A 24,127-nucleotide genomic window follows, 5' to 3' on the forward strand; every position below is an offset into this window, starting at 1 on the left:
TGAGCAACCGGCGACATGGGTAACAGTTCAGACCGACGACATAGGTAACACAATTCTCGTTTCGTTCAGGTCTGTTGTTGTTGAGGCTGTGGACCCTGAGGGCAACGCGCAGCGTTGTCCTCAAGTCCACAGCCTTTTGCTTTACGTTTGGGTCTTCGGAGCTGGTCATCGCGGTGAGCGATCGTGCCGAGCACGATCGGGCCATAGCTGACGGTCCAGCCGTCCTGGTCCTCGGCCAAGCCGACAGGCTCGCCGATCAGCGCTTCGCTGATATAGATCGTGTTGCCCTGCCACTTGATCTCTCCGTTGTGCCGGACCGAGCGAACGTCCTGGTCATCAGCGTATTCCGGCTTGCGCAAGATACCGTGGAAGCGGCGCGAGGAGGCCTGGTAGCGGTCGGCTGGCGTGGCATTGTCGAGCGATTGGTGCGGACGCTCTTGGTTGTAGAGATGCTGGAAGCTGCGCAAGCGCTTGAGCTGCTCGCGCATGGTGGGAGCCGGCGGATTGGCAACGTCTTGCAGCAGGGTCAGGTGCATGCGCTCGTGGCGGCCGTTCTGCTGAGGTTTGCCCGGCGCAATGCGCTCCGGCGTCACGCCGGCCTTGATCAGCTTGACCGACAGCCGCGACAATCCTCCGGCGCCGCGCGAGGCAAACGGCGAGCCGTTGTCCGAGCGCATGTAATGCGGCAATCCAAACTCGCGGAACGCCGCGTCCAGCGCCGGCCAGACATGATCCGTGTCGGTGTGTGCCAGAGCCTGGCAGCGCAGCAGATAGCGGCTGTAGGCATCTGTGATCGTCAGCGGCTCGCAGCGCATGCCGTCCCCGGTCAGGAACCAGCCCTTGAAATCGATACACCACACATCGTTGGCCGCCTCGCAGCCGGCAAAGGGCACGCTCGAGGGCGGGCTGCGGCGGCGCAACTTGCGCTTCACCGTCAGCCCCTCACGGTCGAACAGCTCGCCGATCGTGCTGGCCGCTGGCCATGCCGTCCGGGGTGACTTCCGTTCGAGAAAGGCAAGGACCTTGACCGGTCCCCAGGTCGGATGCGCCCGACGGACCTCAAGGCAGCGTTCGGCGACCTCCTCCGCAATGCTCTGCGGACGATGCAGGGGAGCTCGCGGACGATCGAACAGACCGGCCGCCCCTTCTTCCTCGAACCGCGCAAGCCATTTGTAGCCCACCCGACGGCTCACTCCGAACCGCCGGCACACCGCCGCAAATGACTCCTCATGCTTTTGCGCCGCCACCACAAACCGCATCCGTTCATCCACAGCACAGGTCTCCATCCAACCCATCGGCAAGCTCCTCCTTGCCGATCAGTTGACCTGTTACCCATGTCGCCGGTCTATTCTGTTACCTATGTAGCCGGTTAGGACCCCTCTTTTCACCTCTCCCGTAGGGAGAGGTCGGCGCGCAGCGCCGGGTGAGGGGATCTGCTCTATCGAGGGACCGTAACCCCTCACCCGCGCCTCCGGCGCGACCTCTCCCTACGGGAGAGGTGAACTTGCGGCTAAACCGATTCAACCAAATGACATCGCGCTAGCGTCGCCTCACCAATGGCGTTCTGATCGTGCTCACCGGGACGAGATGAACCTCGCCACCACCCTCGCCGCCCGGCGGCGGCAGTGTGAGCACAGCGCCCTGCTCGTCCTTTTCCATGGTGACTTCCCGCCCGCGAATCGCACTCAGCTTCCAGCCCTGAAAATCTTCGCCGACTTTCAGCCGCAATGCAGCATTGGTCGATTGATCCAGGAAGATGCCGAAGCCTTCGTCATCTCCGGCAATGGTGCCAACGAGCGACAATTGCGGAGGTTCGACTTCCTTCTTCCGCGGCGGCGGCGGCTTGGTGACGACAGGCTCGGCGACAGCGACGGGCGGCGGCCGCCGTGAGGGCGAGAACACCGGACGCTCGCGCGTGTTGGATAGTTGCGTCAGCGGAATGCCCCACAACGGATTGGCGCTGAGTTGCCGGACCGGCGCCGCCGGCGGTGGAACCGCGCGCACTGTCGTGACAGGCTCGGAAGGCGGCGGCGATGTCAGGACGGGTCCGCCGAGCCGTGTGTCATCCAATAGCCCAGCATCGAGTGCATCGCCGGATGCGTCAGGCGTAGCCGCCGCCATGGATTGAACCGACAACGCGAAGCTCATGACGATGACTGCCAAACGCATTACTTGGCCCCCCGCCACTGTCCGGAGACGCCCAGCAGAACGCGCAGCTTGCCCAGGCGTTCGCCCGTGTTCGTGTTCGCCCCATCGAGGATGGTCTGCACGACGAGCTGGTCGATGAACAAAAACGGCATGCCGGCCTCAAGATCGTAAAGCACCTGTTGCAACTGTTGTTGCTCGATTTCAAAACTCGCGACCATGCTGATGAAGCCGGCCTTCGCAGGTGTATTGGGAACATCGAGCTGGGTCGACAATACATTGCCGCCGAATTTGGTCACCGAACCCGCCACGCGCTGCAACAGCGTCGCGCCGGCAACCGTGACGGTGGCGCCTTCGAGATAGGCCGAGCCAGCTGGCATCGTCTCACCGGGCGCGCCGCCTGCTCTGGGCGTGCGGCCCTCCAACTGCGCCAGCATCGCCGACAACGAGGCGAGTTCGTTGCGCTGACCGATAAGATCGGATAGCGACGATATGGCCACGAACAGCAGCAGGATCAGCAGCCCGATATAGGTCGCGGCCGCCACGAACGGCGAGGTGCTGATTGCCTTCAATGATCGGGCTGATGCGTTCATGAGCCGGACCCAAAATACGCTGATATATTGGCCTCGACGTGAAAACGCTCGCCCGACTCGTTCGCCGCGCGGGTGGTCGGTGCGAAGAATGTGGCGCGGGTGAATTGCGGCGACTGTTCCATCAGGCGGATCAGCGATGGGGCGTCCTGGGTCATGCCGACGACCTGCACCTTGTCGCCTTCGATGCGCAGCTCCGTCACATAGGTCGTGTCGGGCAGCACGCGCGAAAGCGCTTCCAGCACCATCACGCTCGATGGCGTGGTCTGCTTGCGCTTTGCCAAGAGACCGATGCCGGACGCCACGCCATTGGCGTCAACCCGCAATGCCGCGCGGCGTTGCGCAATCTGCCGCTGGATATCGTCCTGTTCAGATTGCAGCGAACCGCCGAGATAGATGCTGAGGAACAATGAGGCAGCGGCGGCGACGCCGGTGGAGATCAGGGCGACGCGCAACAGGCGCGGCACGTTCGGTCCCGCCATGCTGCGCAGCCGCTTGTCGAGCAGCTTCACCCGGACCGGCGTGCCGCTGCCGCCCGCTGCCGGCGCATGGATGGCAACGGAAGCAGCGCCCAACCTGTCCACCAACTGCACCAACGGATCGACTTTCGACGCCGAGGTCGCACTGAAGGCAACTTCGATCCGATCGTCAGCGACTGCAACCGGCGAACTCCAGCCGATCACCGCCTCGCCTGCCGCCCACGGCGTCAGGCGGTCGACCTGAGAGCGAATCATGCCATCGAGAAAATCAGCTGCCCGCGTTGGGAAGTCGAGCAGACGGGTCATGACATGATCAGATGGCAATTGCACCTCGACACGGCTGCCCTTGAAGACCGCACTCCACTGCGCCGGCAACGTCGGCTCCGGGGCGCCGTGCCGGATCCGGAAGGAGAGAATCGTCGGAGCCAGATTGTCTTTCGATGCAGTCATGCTGGCGGTGAATGTGCCGTCAGCATTCTCGTCAAGCTGGATGCGGCGCTGACGCACCAGCCTGTCCATCATGCCGTCAACCGCACCCGCGACCGCCGCGATCCATTGCTCGAACCACTCCCTGCCCTGCGCGATCATCGCCATCATGTGCTCCCGCGACGAGAAACGACGTTTCGCGGCGCAATGTCATCCTGCCAGGACAACACGCGATAGGGGTCGACCTTGTCGCCCATGGCGATCACGACCTCCGAAGTGCTGCGGCGGCCATTGCGGAAACGGATCGTGGTCTCGACGCGATAACAAGGACTCGTCGCGGTCGACGCATCGTTCTTCCCCGAATCGGACGGCGACGCCGGCCGGGGCCGGTTCAGCGAGGCCGAACTATCTCCGAACGAATTGGGCTTGTTCGCAGGTTTGTCAGGCATCGCCTGGATGACCTCCGGCGCCGCGATCGCCGGATCGACATCGGGAGATCCGTTAAACACAGTCACGAAAGGCAGTGCACGCTCCACCAGCGCGGCCGGGAGGCCGACGACCAGCGCCAATTCATTGACATGGACAAACGGAGCCTGCCGCGGCGAGTAGCCGGCAGAATTGTAACGCGCCTCCTCCTCGTTCGCGCGACCGGGAACGAGACGGGTTCGCCAGCCGACGACTCTATCCGCATATTCAAGGGCCGCGTCCTTGCGGGCGCCCAGCGTGGCAAACAGGCCGGCCAACATTTCCTTGGGAGCGAAGTTCAGATCGATGCGGGCGGCCTCGGAAATGAAAGCGACCTGGACGCTCGCATCATCCATGCGGAATTGGAAGGCTCCGTGGGGAGGCTTGGTACGTTCGTCCGCCAGCGCCAGTTGGTAGGCCGTCAGTTCGAGACTCGCGGATACCAAGGCTTCGGTCTGCAGCGCCGTCTCGTTGACGGCGATCGCCCGCGTGGATGCCGATAAATAGGCGGCGAAGACCATCGCGAGCGATGACAGGGCCGCCAGGATCCAAAGCACGGTAACGATGACGAAGCCGCGTTCGCCTGAGGGTTTACGTGCGCCGATCGCGGTCATCGCGTCCCCCCGGTTCAGTAGCGCCTTGCGCGTTGTTATCGTTGCATTTGCCGTCCGGCTTCGTGCAATCACTCGGCAATTGCACATGGACTGGCGCGATCGTCGAGACCGACAGCACGCGCTGGCTCGCAGCATCACGCACCGTCAGCTTGATCATTGCCGGCAGCCGGTCCGCGTTTCGCCACGTGCTTTTCCAGACATGGTCGGGACCGGCATAGGCGAATGACAGTCGAAAGGGCGCTTGCAGCAGCACCACCGGATCGCCGAGATGCGTTTGTTCCGACAGCGACAGCCCAACGGGCAACGGCGTGAAGCGCGTCCGCGAGCGGACCGTGACGAATTCGCCGCGATCTTTGGTTTCACCGAGACGCACCACGTCGAGCCCTGGCCCCGCGTTCGGCCCCGCCGCCGTCCGCACGAACGTGACAGACAATTCCGATCCGTCGAACAGCGGACGACGCGAGTCGCGGTTGGCGGGAATAAATTCGGTTGCGGCCAGGTCCGCGGCAATCCGCTCGAGCGCGATCCCAGCCAGTTCGCTGCGCTGGATCCGGCCAAATCCCTTGTTCCAGTTCGGCAGCCATTGCGCGGTGATGCTCGCGAGCGCCGACAGCAAGAGCCCCATCAGCGCCAGCGCGACGATGGTCTCTATCAACGTAAATCCGCGCTCATGGGCGCGCCGCGCTGCCGATGCCGGGCTCATTCTGATGGCCTCGGCATCAAGCGCACCGTCCGAACATCGGATAGCGCGCCAGTGGGCGACCTGACGCGTATCCTCACCAGTTCGGCCGTCCATGGCACATTGGCGCCCGGCACATTCCAATCGTCACCAAGCGGACTGACGTCGATGGTCCAGCGATAGCCCTCGGCCTGGCCTGTCGAGGTGCCCTGCTGCAATTCCGCGCGCGGCGGAACACCCACCGTCATCAAGGTGCGCGCCGCCTGCATCAGCGCCACGTGCTGCTCCAATGCCCGCACGCCGCGCATGTTGCCGGCCATGACGGTACCGATCGCGATAATGGAGACGGCCACCACCGCCAGCGCGACCAGCACCTCGATGATCGTGAAGCCCGCGTCGGGGCGATCAGTTGGTGGCGGTGTCACGGGAAACTACCTCGACCCTTCCGGTGAGCCAGTTGACGCGGATCTCATAGCCGGCGTCGAACCGTGTCAGCGCGATGGATCCGCCACATGAACTGCCGTTGGCGAAGAAGCGAATGGTCGACAGCGCCGCCTGCCGTTGGCAGGTTTGCGGCAACAGCGCATCGAAACGTACGTCCTCGGGAATGCGGACCGTCGATCGCGACGAACCGGAATGGATCACGCGGCTCGGCGGATCGACCAGCGTCGCGATGCTGGCATTACGATTGATGGCGGCGTTGCGGTCCGCTTTCAGGAGCGTCGCGGTCTGCAACGCATAGGCCTGCAAACGCGACCGCGACGTCTGGCGTGGAATGAACGGCAGCAACACGGCAGCCAGCAATGCGATGATGGCGAGCACACACACCATCTCCAGCAGGGTGAAACCGCGCTGCGTGACGTCATTCATCTCGGGAGGCTGTCGTCTTTTCGAGAGAAATGTCGGCGGAATTGCCGCTGCCACCCTCCTGGCCATCGGCGCCATAGGAGACGATGTCATAGGGACCGTGCTCGCCGGGCGACCGATAGACGTAAGGGTGATTCCAGGGATCCTTCGGGACATTGCCGCCCTTCAGATACGGCCCGTTCCAGGCGGCGAGCCCCGGCGTCCGCTGCACCAGCGCGGCGAGACCTTCGGCAGATGAAGGAAACCGGCCGGCATCGAGATAGAACAGGTCAAGCGCACTTGAGAAGCTTTGCAGCTGGATGCGTGCGGCCTTGACCTTGGACTCGCTGAGATAATTGAGCACACGCGGGCCGATCAGGCCCATGATCAGGCCGATGATGGCAATCACAACCAGCATCTCGACCAGCGTGAAGCCCTCTTGACCGCGATAAGCGTGCTGTTTTCTCTCGCGGGCGGCTCGATGAATGAAGCGAGTGACGAGCAGTTCAGCAATACTCTTGAGCGAAATCATGATGTGACCCTTGCTCTTAACCGACAAGTTGCGTGACCGACAGCAGCGCTGTCATGACCGACACGATCAGTCCGCCGACGACCGTGCTGATCGTGATGATCGCAAGCGGCCCGACGATGCCGACGATACGGTCAAGGCTGCGCTGCAATTTTGCTTCGTAGAATTCCGCGACCCGTCCCGACAGGACTGGCAATTGCCCGGTTTCTTCACCGAGCCGAAGCATGCGTACCGCCATCGGCGGCAGGCTGTTGGCGACGGCAAGGGCTTCCGACAACTTCCCGCCATGCCGGACGCGGTCGGCTGCAGCGGTCCAGCTCGCTTCGCTTCCTGTCACCGCCATGATGTCAACCAGGATACGCAAGGTGGCCGTGAGATTGACGCCGCTGCCGAGCAGGACACCGAGATTGCGGCAGAACAGGCTGGCGCGATAGAACTGAAAGATGTTGCCGATGAGGGGTAGCTGCGATAGCCCGTTCATCATTGCAGCGCGCACGCTCGGCTGGCGCAACAACCACCAGACGACTGCAATGGTCACAGCCGCGATCAACATGGCTGCCGTCGCATTGGCACGCAGGAAATCCGACAACTGGATGAAGGTGGCGAGCGCCGTATCGGACTTCGCACCGAAATCCCCAAGCACGGTCGAGAATTGCGGCAGCACGAACAGAAGAAAGAACAGCATCACGCCCGAAGCCGCGACCAATACAAAGGCGGGATACTGCATCGCATCGGTGAGTTTCCGCCGCATCTGTTCGGAACGCGCGCGCTCAGCGCCCAGCATTTCGAGCACGGAATCGAGCGTGCCCGAGACTTCGCCGACGCGCACCAAGGCGCCATACATCGGTGGAAACAAGCTCGGATGATCTGCCACCGCATCGGCGAAACTCTCGCCGGCGAGGAGAGCCGCCCGGATCTTCGCCACCACCGGGCGCATCCGCCCGACATCGGCATCGCCGGACAGCAGTTCAAGGGCGTCGTCGAGGCGGGCGCCGGCCTTGAGCAGCACTGCGAGGTCGCGCGTGAACGTGGTGATCTCGGCGGCGCTCGGCCGGCCGAACAAGCCGTGACCTCCCGAACCGTGGGACGCGCGCTTGTCTTCGATGGTCTCGATCGGCAAGAGCCGCAGATATTCGATCCGGCGCGCGACCTCGGCGGCCGTCGGTGCGCTGATCGTGCCGTTCACGATCTCGCCGTTCTGGGTCAGGGCGCGGTAGCGGAAATTCGGCACGTGGTCACCGCATGGTTGTGACACGGAGAATTTCGGCAGGCGACGTCAGCCCGGCGCGGCATTTGGCGATGCCGTCGTCGAGCATTGTCGTCATCCCCGCACGGATCGCCGTCGCATCGATCTTCAGCCCGTCGGTCTTCTCCCCGATCAGTTCGCGCAACTCGTTGGAGATTTCTAGCAGCTCGAACACACCGAGCCGGCCGCGATAGCCGTTGCCGCCGCAGCGTTCGCATCCGCAGGGTTCCTGGATCGTTTCACCGGCGCGAAACCCGAATGCGACAAGCCGCGGATCCTCGGCGAAATCGGCAGGGCCAAGCGTCCGTCCTGATTTACAGCGTTCGCATAGCTGCCGGACCAGACGCTGCGCGATCACGCCGCGCAGGACCGAACGCAGGAGATAGCCCTCGACGCCGAGGTCGAGCAGGCGTGGCACCGCCGCAGCCGCCGTCTCGGTATGCAGCGTCGTCAGCACCAGATGGCCGGTGAGAGCCGCATGGACCGCAACATGCGCGGTCTCGGAATCTCTGATTTCGCCCACCATGATCACGTCCGGATCCTGGCGCACAAACGAGCGCAATGCGGTGGCAAAGGTCAGGCCGATCGCGGGCTTGATCTGGGATTGATTGACGCCGGGAATTTCGTATTCGACCGGATCTTCGATGGTCAGGATCTTGCGAGTCGGCTCGTTGAGGATTGAGAGGATCGTCGCAAGTGTCGTTGTCTTGCCGCTGCCGGTCGGACCGGTGATGACGATCATGCCGTGCGGCAGCGCAAGGAGCTGCCGCAACTTGCTTTCGTCGGATGCGGAGAAGCCCAGTTTTTCCACGACCAGCAATCCGCGATCCTTTGGTAGGATGCGAATGACGGCCGACTCGCCGTGCTGCGTCGGCATGATCGCGACGCGGATATCGATATCGGAACGCCCTGCCCGCAATCGCGCCGCACCATCCTGGGGCAACCTGCGCTCGGCAATATTGAGATTGGCGATGATCTTGATGCGGGAGATGACGGCTTGCGGCAGCACGCCTGACAATGCCGCCACCGGCCGCAGCAGGCCGTCGATGCGCAGGCGGACCACGAGGCCGGAGGAGAACGGCTCGATGTGGACATCACTGGCGCGAAGTTCGACGGCTTTTTCAAGCAGATCATTGACCGCGCGGACCACCGGCGCGCCGCTCGCAAGATCGCGCAGGCTCTCGATGTCGTCCTCGCGCGGCAGCGCTGCCGCCGGTCCGGCCGCGTCAGTATCATCGACATTCAGTCGTTGATCGAGGACGACGGCAACGTCCTCCGAGGTTGCGATCTTGACCGTGACGGCGGTGCCGAGCACGATCTGTGCCGCGCGTTGCGTCGCCTGATCGGTCGGATCGACGACCGCGAGCGTCATTGTTCCATCGGAGGTGGTGCACGGATAGACCATGGTCTCGCGCAGGAAGCGCTGCGAGAACGACGCCGCGAGCGGCGCGGCCGACATCATCTCCTGCAGGGTCATGCGACCGAGCTCGAAGAAGCGGGCGGCCTCGTCGGCAAACTCGGCGGGCGAGAGATCAGTGATCTCCCACAGCTTGTGGATGCGACGGCCGGAGCCGCTCTGACCCGTCGCGTCGGTCTCACCGTCAACCGGCGTCAAATGCTTGTTCTGACGGAGGTAGTCGACGAACTGCGAGGACCGATCGCTGGCCATGTCGTCTTTTCCGTCACATGATTTGAAGCAGCGCAGACGTCAGGCGTGTTGTTATCGATCCGAAGTGTGACAGGCATACGAACGCGGCGCCTGCTCACCGCTAAAGAAAACTTTGAGACTACCCTCCCTGATCTGAATTGCTGCCTCATTTTCATGCTTCGGCCTCCATCGCAGAATGGTCGCCAGGGCAACAATCACGCAACCAATTTATTTCTGTCATGTTGGCTCGCTAATAATCCGAGGGGACAGGGACGGATCGTCGAACATCCTCCAGTCGGAAACGGCAAGGACTAATGGTGCGCGTAGGCAAGCTGGGCCGCTACCAACGGATTCGTGGCGGCGTTGCTGCCGCCTTTGTTTTGTTGTCGCTGGGGCTGCTGGCGTCCTGCAATTCCGCAACGGTCGGAGGCGTGGATTCGGCTCAAGTCGACATCTCCGACAAGGTACGTTCGCTCGATCTGTTGCCGCGGCAATCGCAACCGGTGAACGCGTCGGGCGCTGGTGGCGCCCAAAGTGGCAGCGTTCGCGCGGCCATGTATGAAGGATCCGAAGTCACGGCGGTGTCGGACGAGCGGCTGCAGCCGACAGCGAACGGCAACGGCTTCGATCTGAACTTTGAGAACACACCGGTTGCAACGGTCGCCAAGGTCGTCCTCGGCGACATACTGCATGTCGGCTACACCATCGATCCGCGGGTGCAGGGCACGGTGAGCCTGGTGTCGGTCCGTCCGGTGCCGAAGTCGGACATCGTGTTCGTGCTGGAGAATGCCTTGAGATTGAGCGGCGTCGTGCTGCTTCGCGATACGACCGGCTACCGGCTTACGCCGCTCGGCGATGCGGTCGGCGGCGGCCGGGTTGATACGGCAAGCGGCAACCCGGAACCCGGGTTCGGCGTCTCCGTCGTGCCTTTACAATATGTGTCGGCGCAAACGCTGCTCAAGCTGATGGACAGCTTCGCCACCAAGGCCGGCGCCGTGCGCGCGGATACAACACGAAACCTCATCCTGATTCAGGGAACCGGGGCCGAGCGCCGCACCGCCGTCGACACCGTGCTCAGCTTCGACGTCGACTGGATGCGCGGCCAATCCGTCGGCGTATTCCCGATATCGAGCGGCTCGCCCGCTCCCATCATTGCCGAGATGGAGAAGATCGTCGATTCCGGCGAGAACGGCCTCAGTCAGAACATCATCAAGTTCCTGCCGATTGCCCGCCTCAACGCGGTGCTGGTGGTGACCAAGAAGCCGGAAATGCTTCGCACGGCGGCGACCTGGATCAAGCGGCTTGATCGAAACGATACCGCGCGGACCACCGTCCACGTTTATCGCGTCAAGTTCGGCGATGCCCGCCAGATCGCCCGGGTGTTGACGGATATGTTCCTCGGCGGATCGTCGTCGAGCCTGACCGAGAGTGCCGACAGCCAGATCGCGCCGGGGTCCGGGATAGCGGCAACTTCAAGCGCTGGCGATCGGCTCTCGCTCAACGGCAATTTGGGGTCAAACACAAATGGCGGCTTTGCCTCGCGCGGCAATCTCTCCATGAATGGCACGCCCGGCCTCGGCGGCAACGGCGGGCTTGGCGGGCAGCCGGCCAACGGCAATCAAAACGGCGGCGGCGCTCCGCTCGACAGCGGCCGCGGTTCCGGAAACGGCCAGCCGATGATGCAGGACGTGCGGATCACACCCGACACCGTCAACAACACGCTGCTGATCTACGCCGACCAGGCGAACTACCGGATCATCGAATCCACGCTGGTGCAGATCGACCAGCCGCAGTTGCAGGTCGCGATCGATGCGACGATTGCTGAGGTCACGCTGAACAATACGTTGTCTTATGGCGTGCAGGCTTACCTGACGAGCCGGAATGTCGGGTTGAAGCCGAACACGGGCTCCATTCTCAACACCCAGGCCACCGCGGCGCCGACGACAATTACCGACCCGACGACCGGGGCGGCCACCGTCGCCGGATCGGTCACCAACGCTTTCATCAATCGGGCCTTCCCTGGCTTCAACTTCCTGATCGGATCTGAAACCCAGCCCAGCCTGATCCTCGATGCATTGCATGCGGTGACCAGCGTCAAGGTGCTCTCCAACCCATCGCTGGTGGTGATCAACAACCAGGTGGCGACGCTGCAGGTCGGCGACGTCGTCCCGGTGTCGACCGGAAGCGCGACGGTGTTGACGACGAACAACACCGTCGTCAACACGATCGACTATCGCAACACCGGCATCATCCTCCGCGTCTCGCCGCGCATCAGCGTCAATGGCAATGTCCGGCTCGACGTCGAGCAGGAGATCAGCAATGTGCCCGCGGCCAGTGCCAACAGCCTGACACCGACGGTGTCGGAGCGGCGGGTCAAGAGCCAGATCTCAGTCGCCAACGGCCAGACCGTGCTGCTGGCCGGCCTGATCAGCGAGCAGCAGAACGGCACCCGCAGCGCCATCCCGGTGCTCGACCAGCTTCCGGGCCTCGGCGATGCCTTCGGACACCAGAACAACTCGACCCAGCGCACCGAGCTGATCATCTTCATCCGCCCGCAGATCATCCGCGACGGCTCCGACGCTCACGTCGTGGCGGAAGAACTCCGATCGAAATTGCGCGGCAGCATTGCCACGACCCCGACCAACGCCGCAATCACGACCAGCTTCCATTGAGCAGGACAGAGAATGCTGAGCATCCGCGCCGGGCGTCGATTTCTCCTCGCGCTCTTGGCCGTTGCGCTTTCGGCAGCCGCCGCGCCGGTCGCGGCCAGCAATCTTTCGCGCGGGACCGCGGCGTTCCATCGCGGCGACTACGTCAGCGCGTTCCGGGAGCTTGCACCGCTGGCCGAACGCGAGAATGCAACCGCGCTCGGCCTGCTCGGCTTCATGTATGAGCATGGCTTCGGCGCGCCGCAGGCCTATGACGCCGCCGCCGATCTCTATTGCCGTGCTGCCGTCCAGGGCAACCCATTCGCGCAGGCCATGCTCGGCTTGATGTACGACAAGGGCCACGGCGTTCCGCAGGATTTCATCCTCGCCTATAAGTGGCTCAATCTCGCGGCCGCCCGAACCACCGGCCGCGAGCGGGACACCTATGCGCGGTTCCGCAACGCAGTCGCTTCAAAAATGTCGACCGATGAGATCGCGATCGGCCAGCGGCTGGCGTTGAACTGGGCGCCGGCGTTTCCTGCGCCGGGCCTGCGAGCGAGCAGGTAGCGTCTCCGTCACATTAAGTCCGGCTGGCCGCGCGCGTTGCGCTGCCCAGTCGACCGCGTCACAGAAGCGTCAAGCCTCCGTCAGCCCGTCGCAATCAGGTTGCGATTTGTGACAGAATTGCTACCGTCGAATGTCAGTTCGACTACGCGGGAGCACGGCCCTATGAGTATGGAGTGGCGGGCGCGGCCAAATCCGGTGGTTCGGTGGTGGGGTCTGCTGGCCCTCATCAGCGGCGCCAACATCGCGCTTTGGTTCTTGCTGTACGGCGAGTTTCACAAAGTTCCCTCGGACGGCCTGGTCAACAGCTCCGGCACCCAGTCCATGTTCCTGCTTTCCGCGGCCTATGTCTTTGGCTGCGCCTTCAGGTCGCTGCTGCCGCGCGCGGATGTCCAGCGTATCTGCCTGGTCGACACCTGGCTATCGAGCGTCTTCGTTGGCCGATCGGTCGCGACCGTGGCCGAGATCTGCTTTGCCGTGCAGTGGGCGATCATCCTCAATCAATTGGGCGGAATGACCGGCGCGGACACCACGTTGAACGCCGCGCATTTGATCGTCCCCCTGATCATCATTGCCGAGTGCTTCTCATGGTACGCTGTGGTGTCCACCAACTATCTGGGCAACGCCATCGAGAATTCGATATGGGCGATCGCCTTCTTCGTTGTGGGGGTTGGTCTTTGCCGGCTGCTGCCTGAATTCAACGGTCCGGTTCGCATCGCCCTCATCGTCGCGATCGTGGGAATTGCGGCTTATCTGGCCTTTCTCATTACGGTCGACGTCCCGATGTATTTGAGCCGATGGCAGGCCGGTCTTGCCGATGGCAGCAAGCTTCTCGGTTTTCTCGAGGGGCTCCACGACGTGAGCACGCGCTGGGTCGTGACGCACGATTTCGAGCATTGGAAAGACGAGATCGCCTGGATGTCGCTTTATTTCAGCGCGGCCGTCTGGGCCAGCCTCGCGCTTTGCGTCGTCTATTCGCTCGACAGTCATCTGCCGCAATATCGCACCGGGGCGGCGGCTGCGAACTGCCCTGCAGCGGTTTGCGGCTTGCCGCAAGGTGCCGGCGATGACCGATATTTTCGTGTGGCCTACGCGCCGACTTGAGGGCGGCGACGTAGGAGCTCCTGTAGGATGGGTAGAGCGCAGCGAAACCCATCGCGATGGAGCGAGCGGCACGAATGATGGGTTTCGCTTCGCTCTACCCATCCTACGATTCTCTCACGCCTCGCATCAATGTCGTCCCCGCCTAGGGCGCAATTGCGCCCGGGAGCGGGGACCCATAACCATAGGGAAGTGTTGTGGCGCGAGCGAGCGGTTACAGCGGAGCACACGACAACGGCCTGTGGTTATGGGTCCCGGATCAAGTCCGGGACGACGTGGGGTGGGTTCTGATTCAAATTTCAAATAGCGTGAGGATATGAGTCCGCATTCTCGCGGCGCTTTGCGTCCGAGCTTTGCGTCTCGTTTCACCCTCCTCGATATCAGAGGGCGCAGGGAAAGCCGGGTGCCGGTTGCACCCATGGGTCCCGTGCAACAAAAAGCACGGGGGTAGGACCACAGGTTCAACCGAAGCATTCCGGCTTTCCCTGCGCGATGGTTTACGGCTTACTTCGTGCTCTCCTCGGTGACCGGGCTTTCTTGCCACCGTCACCCGCGGCAGCTCTTGCTGCTCGCGAGCTTAGCGCCAGCGTCGGGGCGCCAGGACCACACGACTTCGCCGTCCGCGGATAGCTGCGCTCGTCGTTCACAGCACCCGCGTCCACCGCATCTCACCGCAACGTTCGTGACGATCGCGACCCGCCCCTCATTCGGGTGAGACGCGCGGAGTTAAATCACTGATTTGCCCGACGGTGAAAGCGGAATGTTTTTCGTTGCTGGGCTGGACGAGCCAAATCACGTTGATTGGCTTAAGGAAAATCGCGCGAATGATACGACGCCGTCACGCCCGGGGCTTGCCCGTCTTCGCTATCGCTTCGCCGGACTGACATTAGAGTGCCCGGCGAAGCCTCGGCGTAGCCGGGTCCCGGGCATCCACGTCCTTTGCCTCGGTGCACGGCGGGAGAACGTGGATGGCCGGGACAAGCCCGGCCATGACGGAGGAGAGGATTGCGCAATGCGTCTCTCATTCATTCCGGGGCGATGCGATTGCATCGAGCTATGATGTGCAATCGCACATCAGAGAATCCATTTCACCGCTTGCGCTTGCGGCCCCCGTGGATTCCGGGTTCGCGCCAAGAGGCGCGCCCCGGAATGACGGCACCGGGCATGTCATCGGCCCATCAGCCGATCGGCGAAATAGGCGATGGTTTTGCGGTACACGACAGCCCTGTTCCATTCGCGCATCGCTTCGAAATTGGCGCTGCCTTCCTCGTAGGACGCGCCCATCTTGAAGCCGTTGGTGTGCAGGAGGTTCGCGGTGGAGGCGAGCACGTCGGGCACGCTATGGCGCAGATCGACGTGGCCGTTGCCGTCGAAATCGACGCCGTATTTGATGTAGGACGACGGCAGGAATTGCGTCTGGCCGATCTCACCGGCATAGGCGCCGATCATGTCGTTGAGGCGGAGATCGCCGCGCTGCACGATCTGCAGCGCCGAAAGCAGTTCGCCCTGAAACAATTTGGTACGGCGGCAATCATGAGCGAGGGTGGCGAGCACACGGAAGACCGGCAGCTTGCCCATGTCGCCCTTGCCGAAATCGGTCTCCAAGCCCCAGATCGCGACCAGTATCTGACGCGGCACGCCGTACTTCTGTTCGATGCTCGATAGCAGAGCCGCATGACGCTGCAGCATTGCGCGTCCCGTGTTGATCCGCCCGGGCCCGACGCGGGTCGCGACATATTGCTCGAAGCTCTTGCGGAACGTGCCGCGCTGGCGCCGGTCGAAGGCAAGCACGCCCGCATCCTGCTGCACGCCGTCGAGCGCCTGCGAGATCACGCTTTGCGAGATGCCGGCCGCGGCCGCTTCCTGCGAAAAGCTGCCGATGAACGCGTGGAAGTCCCCGCCGCAGCGGGCAGCCCTGGCCGGGCCGGAAGCAAACAGCGCAAGCAACAGAACGGCCAGAACAAGCCTCGGCATATCGGATTTCCTTCAAGAGAGAACGGCGGGCGGGAGCGATGATCATGCCCGTGAAAGTCAGGCACGTCAAAAGACCGGCGCAAATGGCGAAGCGGCCTGCGGATTTAGGAACGAAGCTGGGGCCGTGCCGGTTATGGGTGAGCACCGGGCTCCGGCTTTTCAATTCGCCGGTTTGTCGGCTGAGCCGCCGTCCCTGTCGCTTGGAAAATGCGATAGGATTTCATCATGAACGATTTGCAGGAAGAGACGCCCTCGCCGCGCCAATCCGTTGTTCTCGGAGCGCCGCTGTTTCGGCTGCTCGCGATCAATCTCGCCGCAGGTGTCTCGGTTGCGGTGCTGCTCGTCGGCGGCCTGCTGCTGCTCAATCCCGGCCACCTGCGTGACCTGATCCTGGCCGATGATACGCCCGGCGTTGCGCTCGGGCTGCTGTTGTTCGGCTTCATCGTCACGCTGGGCTCGAGCGCGATGGGCACGGCGATCATGGCGATGGGCCAGCAGCAGATCGACGGCGGCCCGCGGCGCGGCCGCGGCCAACTCGTGGCGCAGAGCGTCGCTGCGATGGCTCCAACGCAGGGCAAGGCGGCGTCCGGCAGCTAGAGCGCGTAGCCGGGGTGGAGCGCAGCGTAACCCGGGGACCGCCGATAAGTGTTGACACAGCCGCCCCGGGTTGCGCTTCGCTCCACCCGGGCTGCGAGGCTCGCAGGATAAGCCTGCACCTCAATGCAGGTTGAAAATATCCTTCACCAGTTGCCCGGAAATGATATCCGCGAAGGACAACTTGATCCCCTGAGCGGGCGGCGGCGCCGGGCTGGCCGCGGGAGCCAGCGGTAGTGGCGGCTGCACCGCCGCGACCTTCGGCGCCTGCCGTTTGACGACCTTCTTGGTCTTTTTCTCGACCTCGACCGCCGGCGGAGGCGGCGGCGCTGCGGCGAGCGCACGCAGCGGAGGCGGTTCGCTTGGCGGCACCGATTCGGCCAGCGTCGGCGGCGGCACAATGGTGGGCAGGCTGGTGTCCATGACGACAAGCTCGGGCGGCCGCTCCACCGACGCGATCCGGATGGCCGGCCGCTCGACCGGCTCACCCGCCTCCACTGTTAAGGATTGTGGCGAGCACCAGTCAGCGATGTACAGCAACGCAAGAAGCGATGCGCCAACCCAGGCGATGTATCGTCCGACAGGCATAACCATCTCTCGTCACCATGCTGATGTGACGAGGAGCAAAGGCCGTAATCCCTGACAGTTGGTAACCGCGGCGGGATTTCGTCAGGAATCTTGGAACGTGGTTACCGCTGAAGCGCGATCCAGGACGACTGGAACCAACGGGTTCGTTGGGCGTCGAATCCTCCGCCTTCGGGCACCCGTCCCAAGAGCCCAGCCGAAAGCTGGCGAAGGAGCGTCCATGCGCATTCTTCTTACGGTGCTGTGCGTTGGCATCTGGGGTTCAGTCGCCGCAGCCCAGCCTCAGAGTGACGAGAAAAAACCAGGCGACTCCCCCTGGAGTACAGGCCGCACGGTTTTGCCCGATAACAAGGGACAGCAACAGCCGCAGGGGCGGACCGGACCGCTTGACACCGAATCGGGTGGCGCGCCCGCTGAAAGCCCGCAAGGTGGCACTCCACCGCCGATGCAGCCTGCGCCTGGCGGTGCGTCGAAAACCATTGTGGATCCTAGTCCACCCCGTTCGAACGAGTGAATCAGGCGCGGTGCGAGGCCGCGACGCGGAAATGCCGCGCTGCCGACTATGCCGCCGCACCGACCATCCCGCAGCCACAGTAGGCCGTTGCGACATCGGCAGAGAGCTCCAGACCGCAGTTAACAGCACCAACGCGCGGCGTTCTTTGCGCAGGGCAGCCAATCACTCGAACGCACGTTATTTCTTTGACAGGCGCATCGTGATCGACGACAAGCCGCCATGGCCAAGAAACCCGGCACCAATCCCAAAGGCGAGTTCGCCTTTTTCAATGTCTTCTATGAAGACGGCTCGCAACGCTCCAACCGGCGCGTGCCCGCCGAGTTGCTTGGCGGCCTCGACGGCGACGAACCGGCGCGCGGCTACATCCTCGAACAGGACCGCGAGATCGCCGAGAAATCCGGCCGCCCGCCGCTCGCGATCAAGAAAATCGAGCGGGTCGGGGTGAAGAAGAAATAGGCTGTCGTCGACAGCGAAGTCAGGCCGCAACGTCGCGCACCAATACTCCGCCGGCCTCGATCTCACGCCGCAGCTAGCCTGGTGCGGCATCGTAGCCGTTTGGCCGAGTCGGCGCGCCATCTTCCAGGAAGACCCGCGTAAAGAATCCCGGATCACTCAACGGCTCGAGCATCGGCCCACCGCGCTGAACGATGGGCGCGGAATCATACCCTCCCGCCATGCCGTCGCTGAACGACGCACGCAGGCGATAGCGTCCGAGGTGTCTGATCTTCGGACGCGCCGTGGCTTGCGAGCCCATCCAGTTGTTCGTTGATGTCCTTGAAGGAGATGGTGCCGGCGCGGGCAGCAAGAAGCTTGTTGCGCTGCCAGTCGCGGCGTCGCAAACGGGCAGCGCGTGTTGTACGAGACGGTTAGAGGAATAGAATTCTGCGTATTACTAGACGACGATAACGCGGGAAGATCTGCAAAGAAGCGCTATGTTAATGAATACCTCTTGGCAGAGCGATCAATAGCTACCCTTGGAGAGGTCTCTGCCTCGTTTAAAGGGTGCGCCTTTGAAGCAATCTACCAAGCTGACGTGAAGACAGCGGCAAGAACCTTCTTCAAAACATCCAATGTCTTGAAGCGGCAATATTCTCTTTATTTCCAAGAACTTTTGGCTACAAAGGCAGATATCGCTTTCCCTGAAACTGAGAAAGCCTTTGCACCATTGTCCGCCTGGGCGGCGAAAGCTCTCCAGACGGACAATTAGGTCGGCCGATTTGCTTAACGGATGCCCGGGTCGAGCCCGGGCATGATGACCTGCGTTGCTGCGTCAGTTATCCAGGAAGCTCCGCAACTTCCGGCTCCGTGACGGATGCTTCAGCTTGCGCAGTGCCTTGGCTTCGATCTGGCGGATGCGCTCTCTGGTCACCGAGAACTGCTGGCCGACTTCTTCCAGCGTGTGATCGGTGTTCATGCCGATGCCGAAGCGCATGCGGAGCACGCGTTCTTCGCGCGGGGTGAGCGAGGCCAAAACCCGAGTCGTCGTCTCGCGCAGGTTCGACTGGATCGCGGCGTCGATGGGCAGGATCGCGTTCTTGTCCTCGATGAAATCGCCGAGGTGTGAATCCTCCTCATCACCGACGGGCGTCTCCAGCGATAACGGCTCTTTCGCGATCTTCAGGACCTTGCGCACCTTCTCAAGTGGCATGCCGAGCTTTTCGGCGAGCTCTTCCGGCGTCGGCTCGCGGCCGATCTCGTTCAGCATCTGGCGCGAGGTGCGCACGATCTTGTTGATGGTCTCGATCATGTGCACGGGGATGCGGATGGTGCGGGCTTGATCCGCAATGCTGCGGGTGATCGCCTGCCGGATCCACCAGGTGGCGTAGGTCGAGAACTTGTAGCCGCGGCGATACTCGAACTTGTCGACCGCCTTCATCAGGCCGATGTTGCCTTCCTGGATCAGGTCGAGGAACTGCAGGCCGCGGTTGGTATATTTCTTCGCGATCGAGATCACGAGGCGAAGGTTGGCTTCCACCATCTCCTTCTTGGCCTGGCGTGCCTCGCGCTCGCCCTTCTGCACACCGTGCACGATCTTGCGGAATTCGCCGATCTCGAGGCCGGTGAGCGCTGCGAGCTGCTGGATGTCGTGGCGCAGATCCTTGATGCGGTCCTTCTCGTGGTGGACGAAGTTCTTCCAGCCTTTTGCAGAGAGCTTCGAGACACGGTTGAGCCAGCGCGGATCGAGCTCCGAGCCCTGGTAGTTGCGCAGGAAATCCTCGCGCGCAACGCCGTGGCTGTCGGCAAGGCGCATCATCCGGCTCTCGAACGAGACCAGCCGCTTGTTGATGTCGTAAAGCTGCTCGACCAGCGAGTCGATGCGGGCCTGGTTCAGGCGCAGCGACTTCACCTCGACGATGATCTCGTCCTTCAGCTTCTTGTACTTGCGCTCCTGCGAGGGCGAGAGCGACTCGCTCTGGAGCTGGTTGGCGATGTCCTGCTCCTGCAGGCGCCGCAGCTTCTTGTACTCGGAGGCGATCTTGTCGAAGGTCTCGACCACCCTCGGCTTCAGCTCGGCCTCGATCGCCGCCAGCGACATCTGGTTCTCGAACTCGTCGTCGTCCATGTCGGCTTCGGCGGCGGCCTCGCCCGGATCCTTCTCCTCGCCCTCAGGCTCGCCGCCGGCGGGCGCTGATCGGAACGGGGTCGGCGACGGCGGCGCGGCAGGCGGTGCGACATGGGCGGGCGCGGCCTGCCCGGTCTCGCCTTCGCCCTCGGCGGCGGACGCGCCGTCGGCGACCGGCCCCGCGATCATCGCCGTGTTCATGGCGCCCTTGGCGTCAGGGCCGGCATAGGTTGCTTCGAGATCGATGATGTCGCGAAGGAAGATCTTGCCTTCGTTCAGCTCGTCGCGCCAGATGATGATGGCCTGGAAGGTCAGCGGGCTTTCACACAGGCCTGCGATCATCGCCTCGCGGCCGGCCTCGATGCGCTTGGCGATGGCGATTTCGCCCTCGCGCGAGAGCAGCTCCACAGTGCCCATCTCGCGCAGATACATGCGCACGGGATCGTCCGTGCGCTCGCCCGGCTCGGATTTCTTGACCTCGGTGACGGCCTTCTGCGTGACCTCGACAAGCTCGTTGTCGGTCTCGTCGTCGGTGTCCTTGTCCTCTTCCTCGCCGTCGACGTCGTCGGCCTCGGTGACGTTGATGCCCATGTCCGAGAGCATCGACATGATGTCCTCGATCTGCTCCGGCGAGGTTGTGTCGGAGGGAAGCACTTCGTTGAGCTGATCGAAGGTCACGAAGCCGCGCTTCTTGGCCTGCTTGATCATCTTCTTGACGGCAGCATCCGAGAGGTCAAGCAAGGGCGACGGCGCATCCGCCTGTTCCTTCTCGGGGGCATCCGCTGCCTTGTCGTCTTTTTCCTTGTCCTTAACCTGCAGCGTCTTTGCCTTGGTGGCCATTCATCAAGCTCCCGAAACGCGCTTCACGTGAGGCCGGCGTTGCGACGCGCGCCTCTCATGATCCACTGACGTCACGAATGCGACAGCTTCCTTTTGGTAAGAAGCATTCGCACTCAATCTCTTCGCTTGAGCAGGATCAGGAAAACCGTTACGTCCTCCCCGACCATGCTCATGATACGGAAAGGGCGGCGCAACATGTCGCCACCCCATAATTCCGCTTTAGTCCGCCCTGACGGTCTGCACACCAAATAAGGGTGTGCCTATTAAGTTTCGCTTAACCCTGTTTTTGCAGCCAAACCATGGGTTTGGCGAGTCTTTTTGCGGGTCCGGCCCGAACCGTCCGCATGATTCTTTCATCATACGCTGCGCTGGAACCGGCCCGACAGCTCACCAAATCCCTCGATCAGGGCCTCGGTGCCTTCGGCTTCTGCCATTCGTGCCTGGATGTCCCGCAGCCACGCCAAGTTTGCCTCGCTGGAATCCTCGGCCAAAGCCTGCTCGGCGTCCTTCCTTTCCCTAAGTAATGCATGTGTTTTCTGATGCAAGGCAACGAGTTGCCGCCAGGTGGAAAGAACATCCTCGCGTGCCGCGCCGACCTTGACGCCCCACACCGCCTGGGTCGTGATCGCCCGCTCAACCCTTTGAAGGATTTGTGAAAATCCGCCCGCCTCGAGGTCGGCCCGCATTTTTTCGGCCTGTTCTTCCTCATCGGGAGAATGGTGGTGGTCGTTCGCGAAGGCGGCGATGATGCCGGCGCGGAGCTTGTGCGCCTCCGGGTGGGCGAGCTCCAAAGCCGCGACCTCCTCCAGATGGTCGTGCAATAGCCAGGGATGGTTGATCAGGGTCTGCAGGATCAAGGATTCCCGGCGGGACAGCGCGCTGCGCTGGCCGTGCATGATCGGGCTATTGGCGAGCTGCGGGCTCGCCGCCTGGTAGGGGCCGGGGAGCAGCCCCTGGGCCGGGCCTGCTGGCGGGCCGAATCGGCTGCCACCCGGGGCGCGGGGCGCAAAACGGCGGGATGATTCGCCGCCTTTGGCTGAGCGGAACGGGCCGCGGCCATAGCCGCTACGTGCGGCCGCGGGAGCAAAATTGCGCTGCAGGCGCTCGGCAAAATCCTGCCGATAGTAGCGGCGGACCACCTCGTCGCGGACGGCATTGGTGAGCTCGCCGATCCGGGCCTCAAGGGCGGCGCGGCGCTCGGGCGTTGCAAAATTGCCGCCCTCGATCTCGCGCGACCAGAGCACCTCGGCCAAACCGCGGGCGGCCGAGATCACCTCCTCGATCGCGCCGCGTCCGCCCGAACGGGCGAGATCGTCGGGATCCTGGCCTTCCGGCAGCAGCGCGAAACGCAGGCTCTTGCCGGGCTTCAGATGCGGCAGCGCCAGATCGGCGGCGCGATAGGCCGCCTTCTGGCCGGCACGGTCGCCGTCAAAACAGAGGATCGGCTCGTCCGCCATCTTCCAGAGCAGCGCGAGCTGGTTCTCGGTGAGCGCAGTGCCGAGCGGCGCCACCGCGCCGGCAAAACCCGAGGTGACCATGGCGATGACGTCGACATAGCCTTCGACCACGATCAGGGCAGCGCCGTCATGGGCGGCCTGGCGGGCAGTAGCGAGATTGTAGAGATTGTCGCCCTTGTGGAAGAGCGGGGTTTCCGGCGAATTCAGGTACTTTGCGGGGACGTCCTTCTCCAGCGCGCGGCCGCCGAAGGCGATCACGCGGCCGCGCAGATCGGTGATCGGAAACATCACGCGGTCGCGGAAGCGGTCGTAAGGCACGGGGATGCCGTCGCCGGCGACCAAAAGCCCCGCCTCGACCATGTCCTCGGTCGAAATGCCCTGGGAGCCCAGGAATTCCTTCAGCCCGAACCGGTCGGGCGGCGCATAGCCCAGGCGGAACTGCAATTGCGTCGCCGGCGAGATCGCGCGGTCGGCGAGATAGCCGCGCGCCTTTGCCCCGTTCCGCGAGGCCAGCGTATCGGCGAAGAATTTTGCCGCGAGTTCCATGACGTCATGCAGCGTCTTGCGGCGCTGCTCATGGCGGGCCGCATCCGGCGTTGCCGCCGGCAGCGGCATGCCGGCCATCGAGGCCAGCCGCTCGACCGCTTCGGGGAACGAGACGCCCTCGGTCTCCATCACGAAGTCGAAGATGTTGCCATGCTTGCCCGAGGAAAAGTCGTGATAAAAGCCCTTCTGGTCGTTGACCGTGAACGAGGGCGTCTTCTCCTGCTGGAACGGCGACAGCCCCTTCCACTCCTTGCCCGCCTTCTTCAGCCGCACACGCTTGCCCACGACTTCCGAGACCGGAAGCCGGGCGCGCAGCTCGTCGAGGAATTGCGGGGTGAAGCGCATGGGGCGGATTTGGGGCCAGCGTGAGGGGTCACCGATATAGTGAGCGCGGGCTCAAAGTATCAGGATTGTGGCGATTCGCCCGGTATTCACAGGTCCCTCCGGGCGCCGTTGGAGCCCTCGGTGGTAATGGCATCTTGCACCCCGCCCGGTTCCGCTGTTGGATAGTGGCATGTTTACGACATTTAGAGGCGGACAGAGCGGCGGCTGGCGCGTCACCTCGATCTCCAAGGTGAAGGGCGAGACATTGCCGCGCGTGCCGGCGCTGTCGATCATCGCGAGCGAGGCGATCGCGCTGCCGCTGTTGCCGTCGACCACGGCCTGGCGGCTCGCCGGCGTCATCAGCTTTTTGCACTATACGAACCGCGCGGAGAAGGATCAGCTCGATGCGCAGCAGGCGGGGCTTGGCCGGCGCGAGGCGAGCTGCGCGGCGCTGATCCCGATCCGGAAGACGGTGGCGTGGTGGAATCTGACACCGGAAGAGCGGCGCGAGATCTTCGAGGACAAGTCGCACCACATCGCCGGCACGTTGAAATATCTGCCCGCGATCGCGCGGCAGCTCTTCCACAGCCGCGACCTCGGCGAGCCCTTCGATTTCCTCACCTGGTTCGAATTCGCCCCCGAGCACACCGCGCTGTTCGACGAAATGGTGGCGATGCTGCGCGCAACCGAAGAATGGAGCTATGTCGAGCGCGAGGTCGACATCCGCCTCGTGCGCGAGGAGTGAGGCAG

At 63.1% G+C, this 24,127-nt stretch carries 21 protein-coding genes and 1 pseudogene; 7 read left to right on the forward strand and 15 right to left on the reverse strand.

Translation table 11 applies throughout. From position 1 onward, the window contains the following. Positions 1-179: 179 nt before the first annotated feature. The 11 genes and pseudogenes from YY7_RS54660 to YY7_RS0142360 all read right to left on the reverse strand — a co-directional run. Positions 180-1,295: pseudogene (locus tag YY7_RS54660) on the reverse strand (integrase core domain-containing protein); the annotation flags it as partial. A gap of 244 nt (positions 1,296-1,539) precedes the next feature. Next, positions 1,540-2,169, reverse strand: a complete 630-nt coding sequence (locus YY7_RS0142315) for a hypothetical protein (RefSeq protein ID WP_035692421.1) — start codon at positions 2,167-2,169, stop codon at positions 1,540-1,542. Continuing rightward, positions 2,169-2,690 carry a type II secretion system protein GspM gene (gene gspM, locus YY7_RS0142320; protein ID WP_245287616.1) on the reverse strand — a complete coding sequence of 174 codons (522 nt, stop codon included), beginning with the start codon at positions 2,688-2,690 and terminating at the stop codon, positions 2,169-2,171. The genes YY7_RS0142315 and gspM overlap by 1 nt, the downstream gene beginning before the upstream one ends. A gap of 44 nt (positions 2,691-2,734) precedes the next feature. After that, on the reverse strand, positions 2,735-3,808 hold the full coding sequence (locus YY7_RS0142325) for a PilN domain-containing protein (RefSeq protein ID WP_051397222.1): 1,074 nt from the start codon (positions 3,806-3,808) through the stop codon (positions 2,735-2,737). After that, the gene (locus tag YY7_RS0142330) at positions 3,808-4,719 is read right to left on the reverse strand and encodes a general secretion pathway protein GspK (RefSeq protein ID WP_028168445.1); all 912 of its coding nucleotides are present in this window, start codon (positions 4,717-4,719) and stop codon (positions 3,808-3,810) included. Before YY7_RS0142330 ends, YY7_RS0142325 begins: the two co-directional genes overlap by 1 nt. After that, the gene (locus YY7_RS54665) at positions 4,697-5,422 is read right to left on the reverse strand and encodes a PulJ/GspJ family protein (protein ID WP_035692424.1); all 726 of its coding nucleotides are present in this window, start codon (positions 5,420-5,422) and stop codon (positions 4,697-4,699) included. Before YY7_RS54665 ends, YY7_RS0142330 begins: the two co-directional genes overlap by 23 nt. After that, complete coding sequence (locus YY7_RS0142340) at positions 5,419-5,823, reverse strand: prepilin-type N-terminal cleavage/methylation domain-containing protein (RefSeq protein ID WP_028168446.1); 405 nt, start codon at positions 5,821-5,823, stop codon at positions 5,419-5,421. The genes YY7_RS54665 and YY7_RS0142340 overlap by 4 nt, the downstream gene beginning before the upstream one ends. Then, positions 5,804-6,268: a type II secretion system protein gene (locus YY7_RS0142345; protein ID WP_028168447.1), complete on the reverse strand. Its 465-nt coding sequence runs from the start codon at positions 6,266-6,268 to the stop codon at positions 5,804-5,806. Before YY7_RS0142345 ends, YY7_RS0142340 begins: the two co-directional genes overlap by 20 nt. Further along, positions 6,261-6,776 (reverse strand): type II secretion system major pseudopilin GspG, encoded by a 516-nt coding sequence (gene gspG, locus YY7_RS0142350; protein WP_028168448.1) that lies wholly within the window; start codon positions 6,774-6,776, stop codon positions 6,261-6,263. The genes YY7_RS0142345 and gspG overlap by 8 nt, the downstream gene beginning before the upstream one ends. Positions 6,777-6,792: 16 nt before the next feature. Further along, positions 6,793-8,004, reverse strand: a complete 1,212-nt coding sequence (locus YY7_RS0142355; RefSeq protein ID WP_028168449.1) for a type II secretion system F family protein — start codon at positions 8,002-8,004, stop codon at positions 6,793-6,795. 4 nt (positions 8,005-8,008) lie between these two features. After that, a complete protein-coding gene (locus YY7_RS0142360; protein ID WP_028168450.1) occupies positions 8,009-9,688 on the reverse strand; it encodes a GspE/PulE family protein in 1,680 nt (559 codons plus the stop codon). Between the two features lie 293 nt (positions 9,689-9,981). Here YY7_RS0142360 and gspD point away from each other — a divergent pair, with 293 nt between their 5' ends. From gspD to YY7_RS54670, 3 genes are all read left to right on the forward strand, one after another. Next, entirely contained in the window at positions 9,982-12,339 is a 2,358-nt protein-coding gene (gene gspD, locus YY7_RS0142365; protein WP_196237417.1) for a type II secretion system secretin GspD, read from the forward strand. Between the two features lie 12 nt (positions 12,340-12,351). Next, positions 12,352-12,882: a tetratricopeptide repeat protein gene (locus tag YY7_RS0142370; RefSeq protein WP_080664092.1), complete on the forward strand. Its 531-nt coding sequence runs from the start codon at positions 12,352-12,354 to the stop codon at positions 12,880-12,882. 162 nt (positions 12,883-13,044) lie between these two features. After that, positions 13,045-13,983 carry a hypothetical protein gene (locus YY7_RS54670; protein ID WP_245287617.1) on the forward strand — a complete coding sequence of 313 codons (939 nt, stop codon included), beginning with the start codon at positions 13,045-13,047 and terminating at the stop codon, positions 13,981-13,983. Positions 13,984-15,147: 1,164 nt separating this feature from the next. Here the strand turns inward: YY7_RS54670 and YY7_RS0142380 are convergent. Beyond that, positions 15,148-15,954, reverse strand: a complete 807-nt coding sequence (locus YY7_RS0142380; RefSeq protein WP_028168453.1) for a lytic murein transglycosylase — start codon at positions 15,952-15,954, stop codon at positions 15,148-15,150. 225 nt (positions 15,955-16,179) lie between these two features. Between YY7_RS0142380 and YY7_RS54675 the strand changes: the two genes are divergently transcribed. Next, a complete protein-coding gene (locus YY7_RS54675; RefSeq protein ID WP_051397219.1) occupies positions 16,180-16,551 on the forward strand; it encodes a hypothetical protein in 372 nt (123 codons plus the stop codon). 120 nt (positions 16,552-16,671) lie between these two features. On the opposite strand, the gene YY7_RS0142390 is transcribed toward YY7_RS54675, so the two are convergent. Further along, positions 16,672-17,136, reverse strand: coding sequence for a hypothetical protein (locus YY7_RS0142390; protein ID WP_155255558.1), 465 nt, complete (start codon positions 17,134-17,136; stop codon positions 16,672-16,674). A gap of 730 nt (positions 17,137-17,866) precedes the next feature. Here YY7_RS0142390 and YY7_RS0142395 point away from each other — a divergent pair. Next, on the forward strand, positions 17,867-18,103 hold the full coding sequence (locus tag YY7_RS0142395) for a hypothetical protein (RefSeq protein ID WP_028168455.1): 237 nt from the start codon (positions 17,867-17,869) through the stop codon (positions 18,101-18,103). Between the two features lie 397 nt (positions 18,104-18,500). Next, complete coding sequence (locus YY7_RS61215) at positions 18,501-18,854, forward strand: hypothetical protein (RefSeq protein WP_155255559.1); 354 nt, start codon at positions 18,501-18,503, stop codon at positions 18,852-18,854. A 63-nt stretch (positions 18,855-18,917) separates the two neighbouring features. On the opposite strand, the gene rpoD is transcribed toward YY7_RS61215, so the two are convergent. Beyond that, a complete protein-coding gene (gene rpoD, locus YY7_RS0142405) occupies positions 18,918-21,050 on the reverse strand; it encodes an RNA polymerase sigma factor RpoD (protein WP_028168456.1) in 2,133 nt (710 codons plus the stop codon). A 356-nt stretch (positions 21,051-21,406) separates the two neighbouring features. Continuing rightward, a complete protein-coding gene (dnaG, locus tag YY7_RS0142410) occupies positions 21,407-23,398 on the reverse strand; it encodes a DNA primase (protein ID WP_028168457.1) in 1,992 nt (663 codons plus the stop codon). Between the two features lie 169 nt (positions 23,399-23,567). On the opposite strand from dnaG, the gene YY7_RS0142415 reads away from it, so the two are divergent. After that, on the forward strand, positions 23,568-24,122 hold the full coding sequence (locus tag YY7_RS0142415) for a chlorite dismutase family protein (protein ID WP_028168458.1): 555 nt from the start codon (positions 23,568-23,570) through the stop codon (positions 24,120-24,122). Positions 24,123-24,127: the final 5 nt, after the last annotated feature.

Origin of the sequence: Bradyrhizobium elkanii WSM2783, from assembly GCF_000472865.1 — a bacterium.
Taxonomy (GTDB): domain Bacteria; phylum Pseudomonadota; class Alphaproteobacteria; order Rhizobiales; family Xanthobacteraceae; genus Bradyrhizobium; species Bradyrhizobium elkanii_A.

What these genes read in the sequence shown, in the direction of transcription:
- YY7_RS0142315 (WP_035692421.1), bottom strand. Translation starts at nt 2,169, where the DNA reads ATGCGTTTGGCAGTCATCGTCATGAGCTTCGCGTTGTCGGTTCAATCC.
- YY7_RS0142325 (WP_051397222.1), bottom strand. Translation starts at nt 3,808, where the DNA reads ATGGCGATGATCGCGCAGGGCAGGGAGTGGTTCGAGCAATGGATCGCG.
- YY7_RS0142330 (WP_028168445.1), bottom strand. Translation starts at nt 4,719, where the DNA reads ATGACCGCGATCGGCGCACGTAAACCCTCAGGCGAACGCGGCTTCGTC.
- YY7_RS54665 (WP_035692424.1), bottom strand. Translation starts at nt 5,422, where the DNA reads ATGAGCCCGGCATCGGCAGCGCGGCGCGCCCATGAGCGCGGATTTACG.
- YY7_RS0142345 (WP_028168447.1), bottom strand. Translation starts at nt 6,268, where the DNA reads ATGAATGACGTCACGCAGCGCGGTTTCACCCTGCTGGAGATGGTGTGT.
- gspG (WP_028168448.1), bottom strand. Translation starts at nt 6,776, where the DNA reads ATGATTTCGCTCAAGAGTATTGCTGAACTGCTCGTCACTCGCTTCATT.
- YY7_RS0142360 (WP_028168450.1), bottom strand. Translation starts at nt 9,688, where the DNA reads ATGGCCAGCGATCGGTCCTCGCAGTTCGTCGACTACCTCCGTCAGAAC.
- gspD (WP_196237417.1), top strand. Translation starts at nt 9,982, where the DNA reads ATGGTGCGCGTAGGCAAGCTGGGCCGCTACCAACGGATTCGTGGCGGC.
- YY7_RS0142370 (WP_080664092.1), top strand. Translation starts at nt 12,352, where the DNA reads ATGCTGAGCATCCGCGCCGGGCGTCGATTTCTCCTCGCGCTCTTGGCC.
- YY7_RS54670 (WP_245287617.1), top strand. Translation starts at nt 13,045, where the DNA reads ATGAGTATGGAGTGGCGGGCGCGGCCAAATCCGGTGGTTCGGTGGTGG.
- YY7_RS0142380 (WP_028168453.1), bottom strand. Translation starts at nt 15,954, where the DNA reads ATGCCGAGGCTTGTTCTGGCCGTTCTGTTGCTTGCGCTGTTTGCTTCC.
- YY7_RS54675 (WP_051397219.1), top strand. Translation starts at nt 16,180, where the DNA reads ATGAACGATTTGCAGGAAGAGACGCCCTCGCCGCGCCAATCCGTTGTT.
- YY7_RS0142390 (WP_155255558.1), bottom strand. Translation starts at nt 17,136, where the DNA reads ATGCCTGTCGGACGATACATCGCCTGGGTTGGCGCATCGCTTCTTGCG.
- YY7_RS0142395 (WP_028168455.1), top strand. Translation starts at nt 17,867, where the DNA reads ATGGCCAAGAAACCCGGCACCAATCCCAAAGGCGAGTTCGCCTTTTTC.
- rpoD (WP_028168456.1), bottom strand. Translation starts at nt 21,050, where the DNA reads ATGGCCACCAAGGCAAAGACGCTGCAGGTTAAGGACAAGGAAAAAGAC.
- dnaG (WP_028168457.1), bottom strand. Translation starts at nt 23,398, where the DNA reads ATGCGCTTCACCCCGCAATTCCTCGACGAGCTGCGCGCCCGGCTTCCG.
- YY7_RS0142415 (WP_028168458.1), top strand. Translation starts at nt 23,568, where the DNA reads ATGTTTACGACATTTAGAGGCGGACAGAGCGGCGGCTGGCGCGTCACC.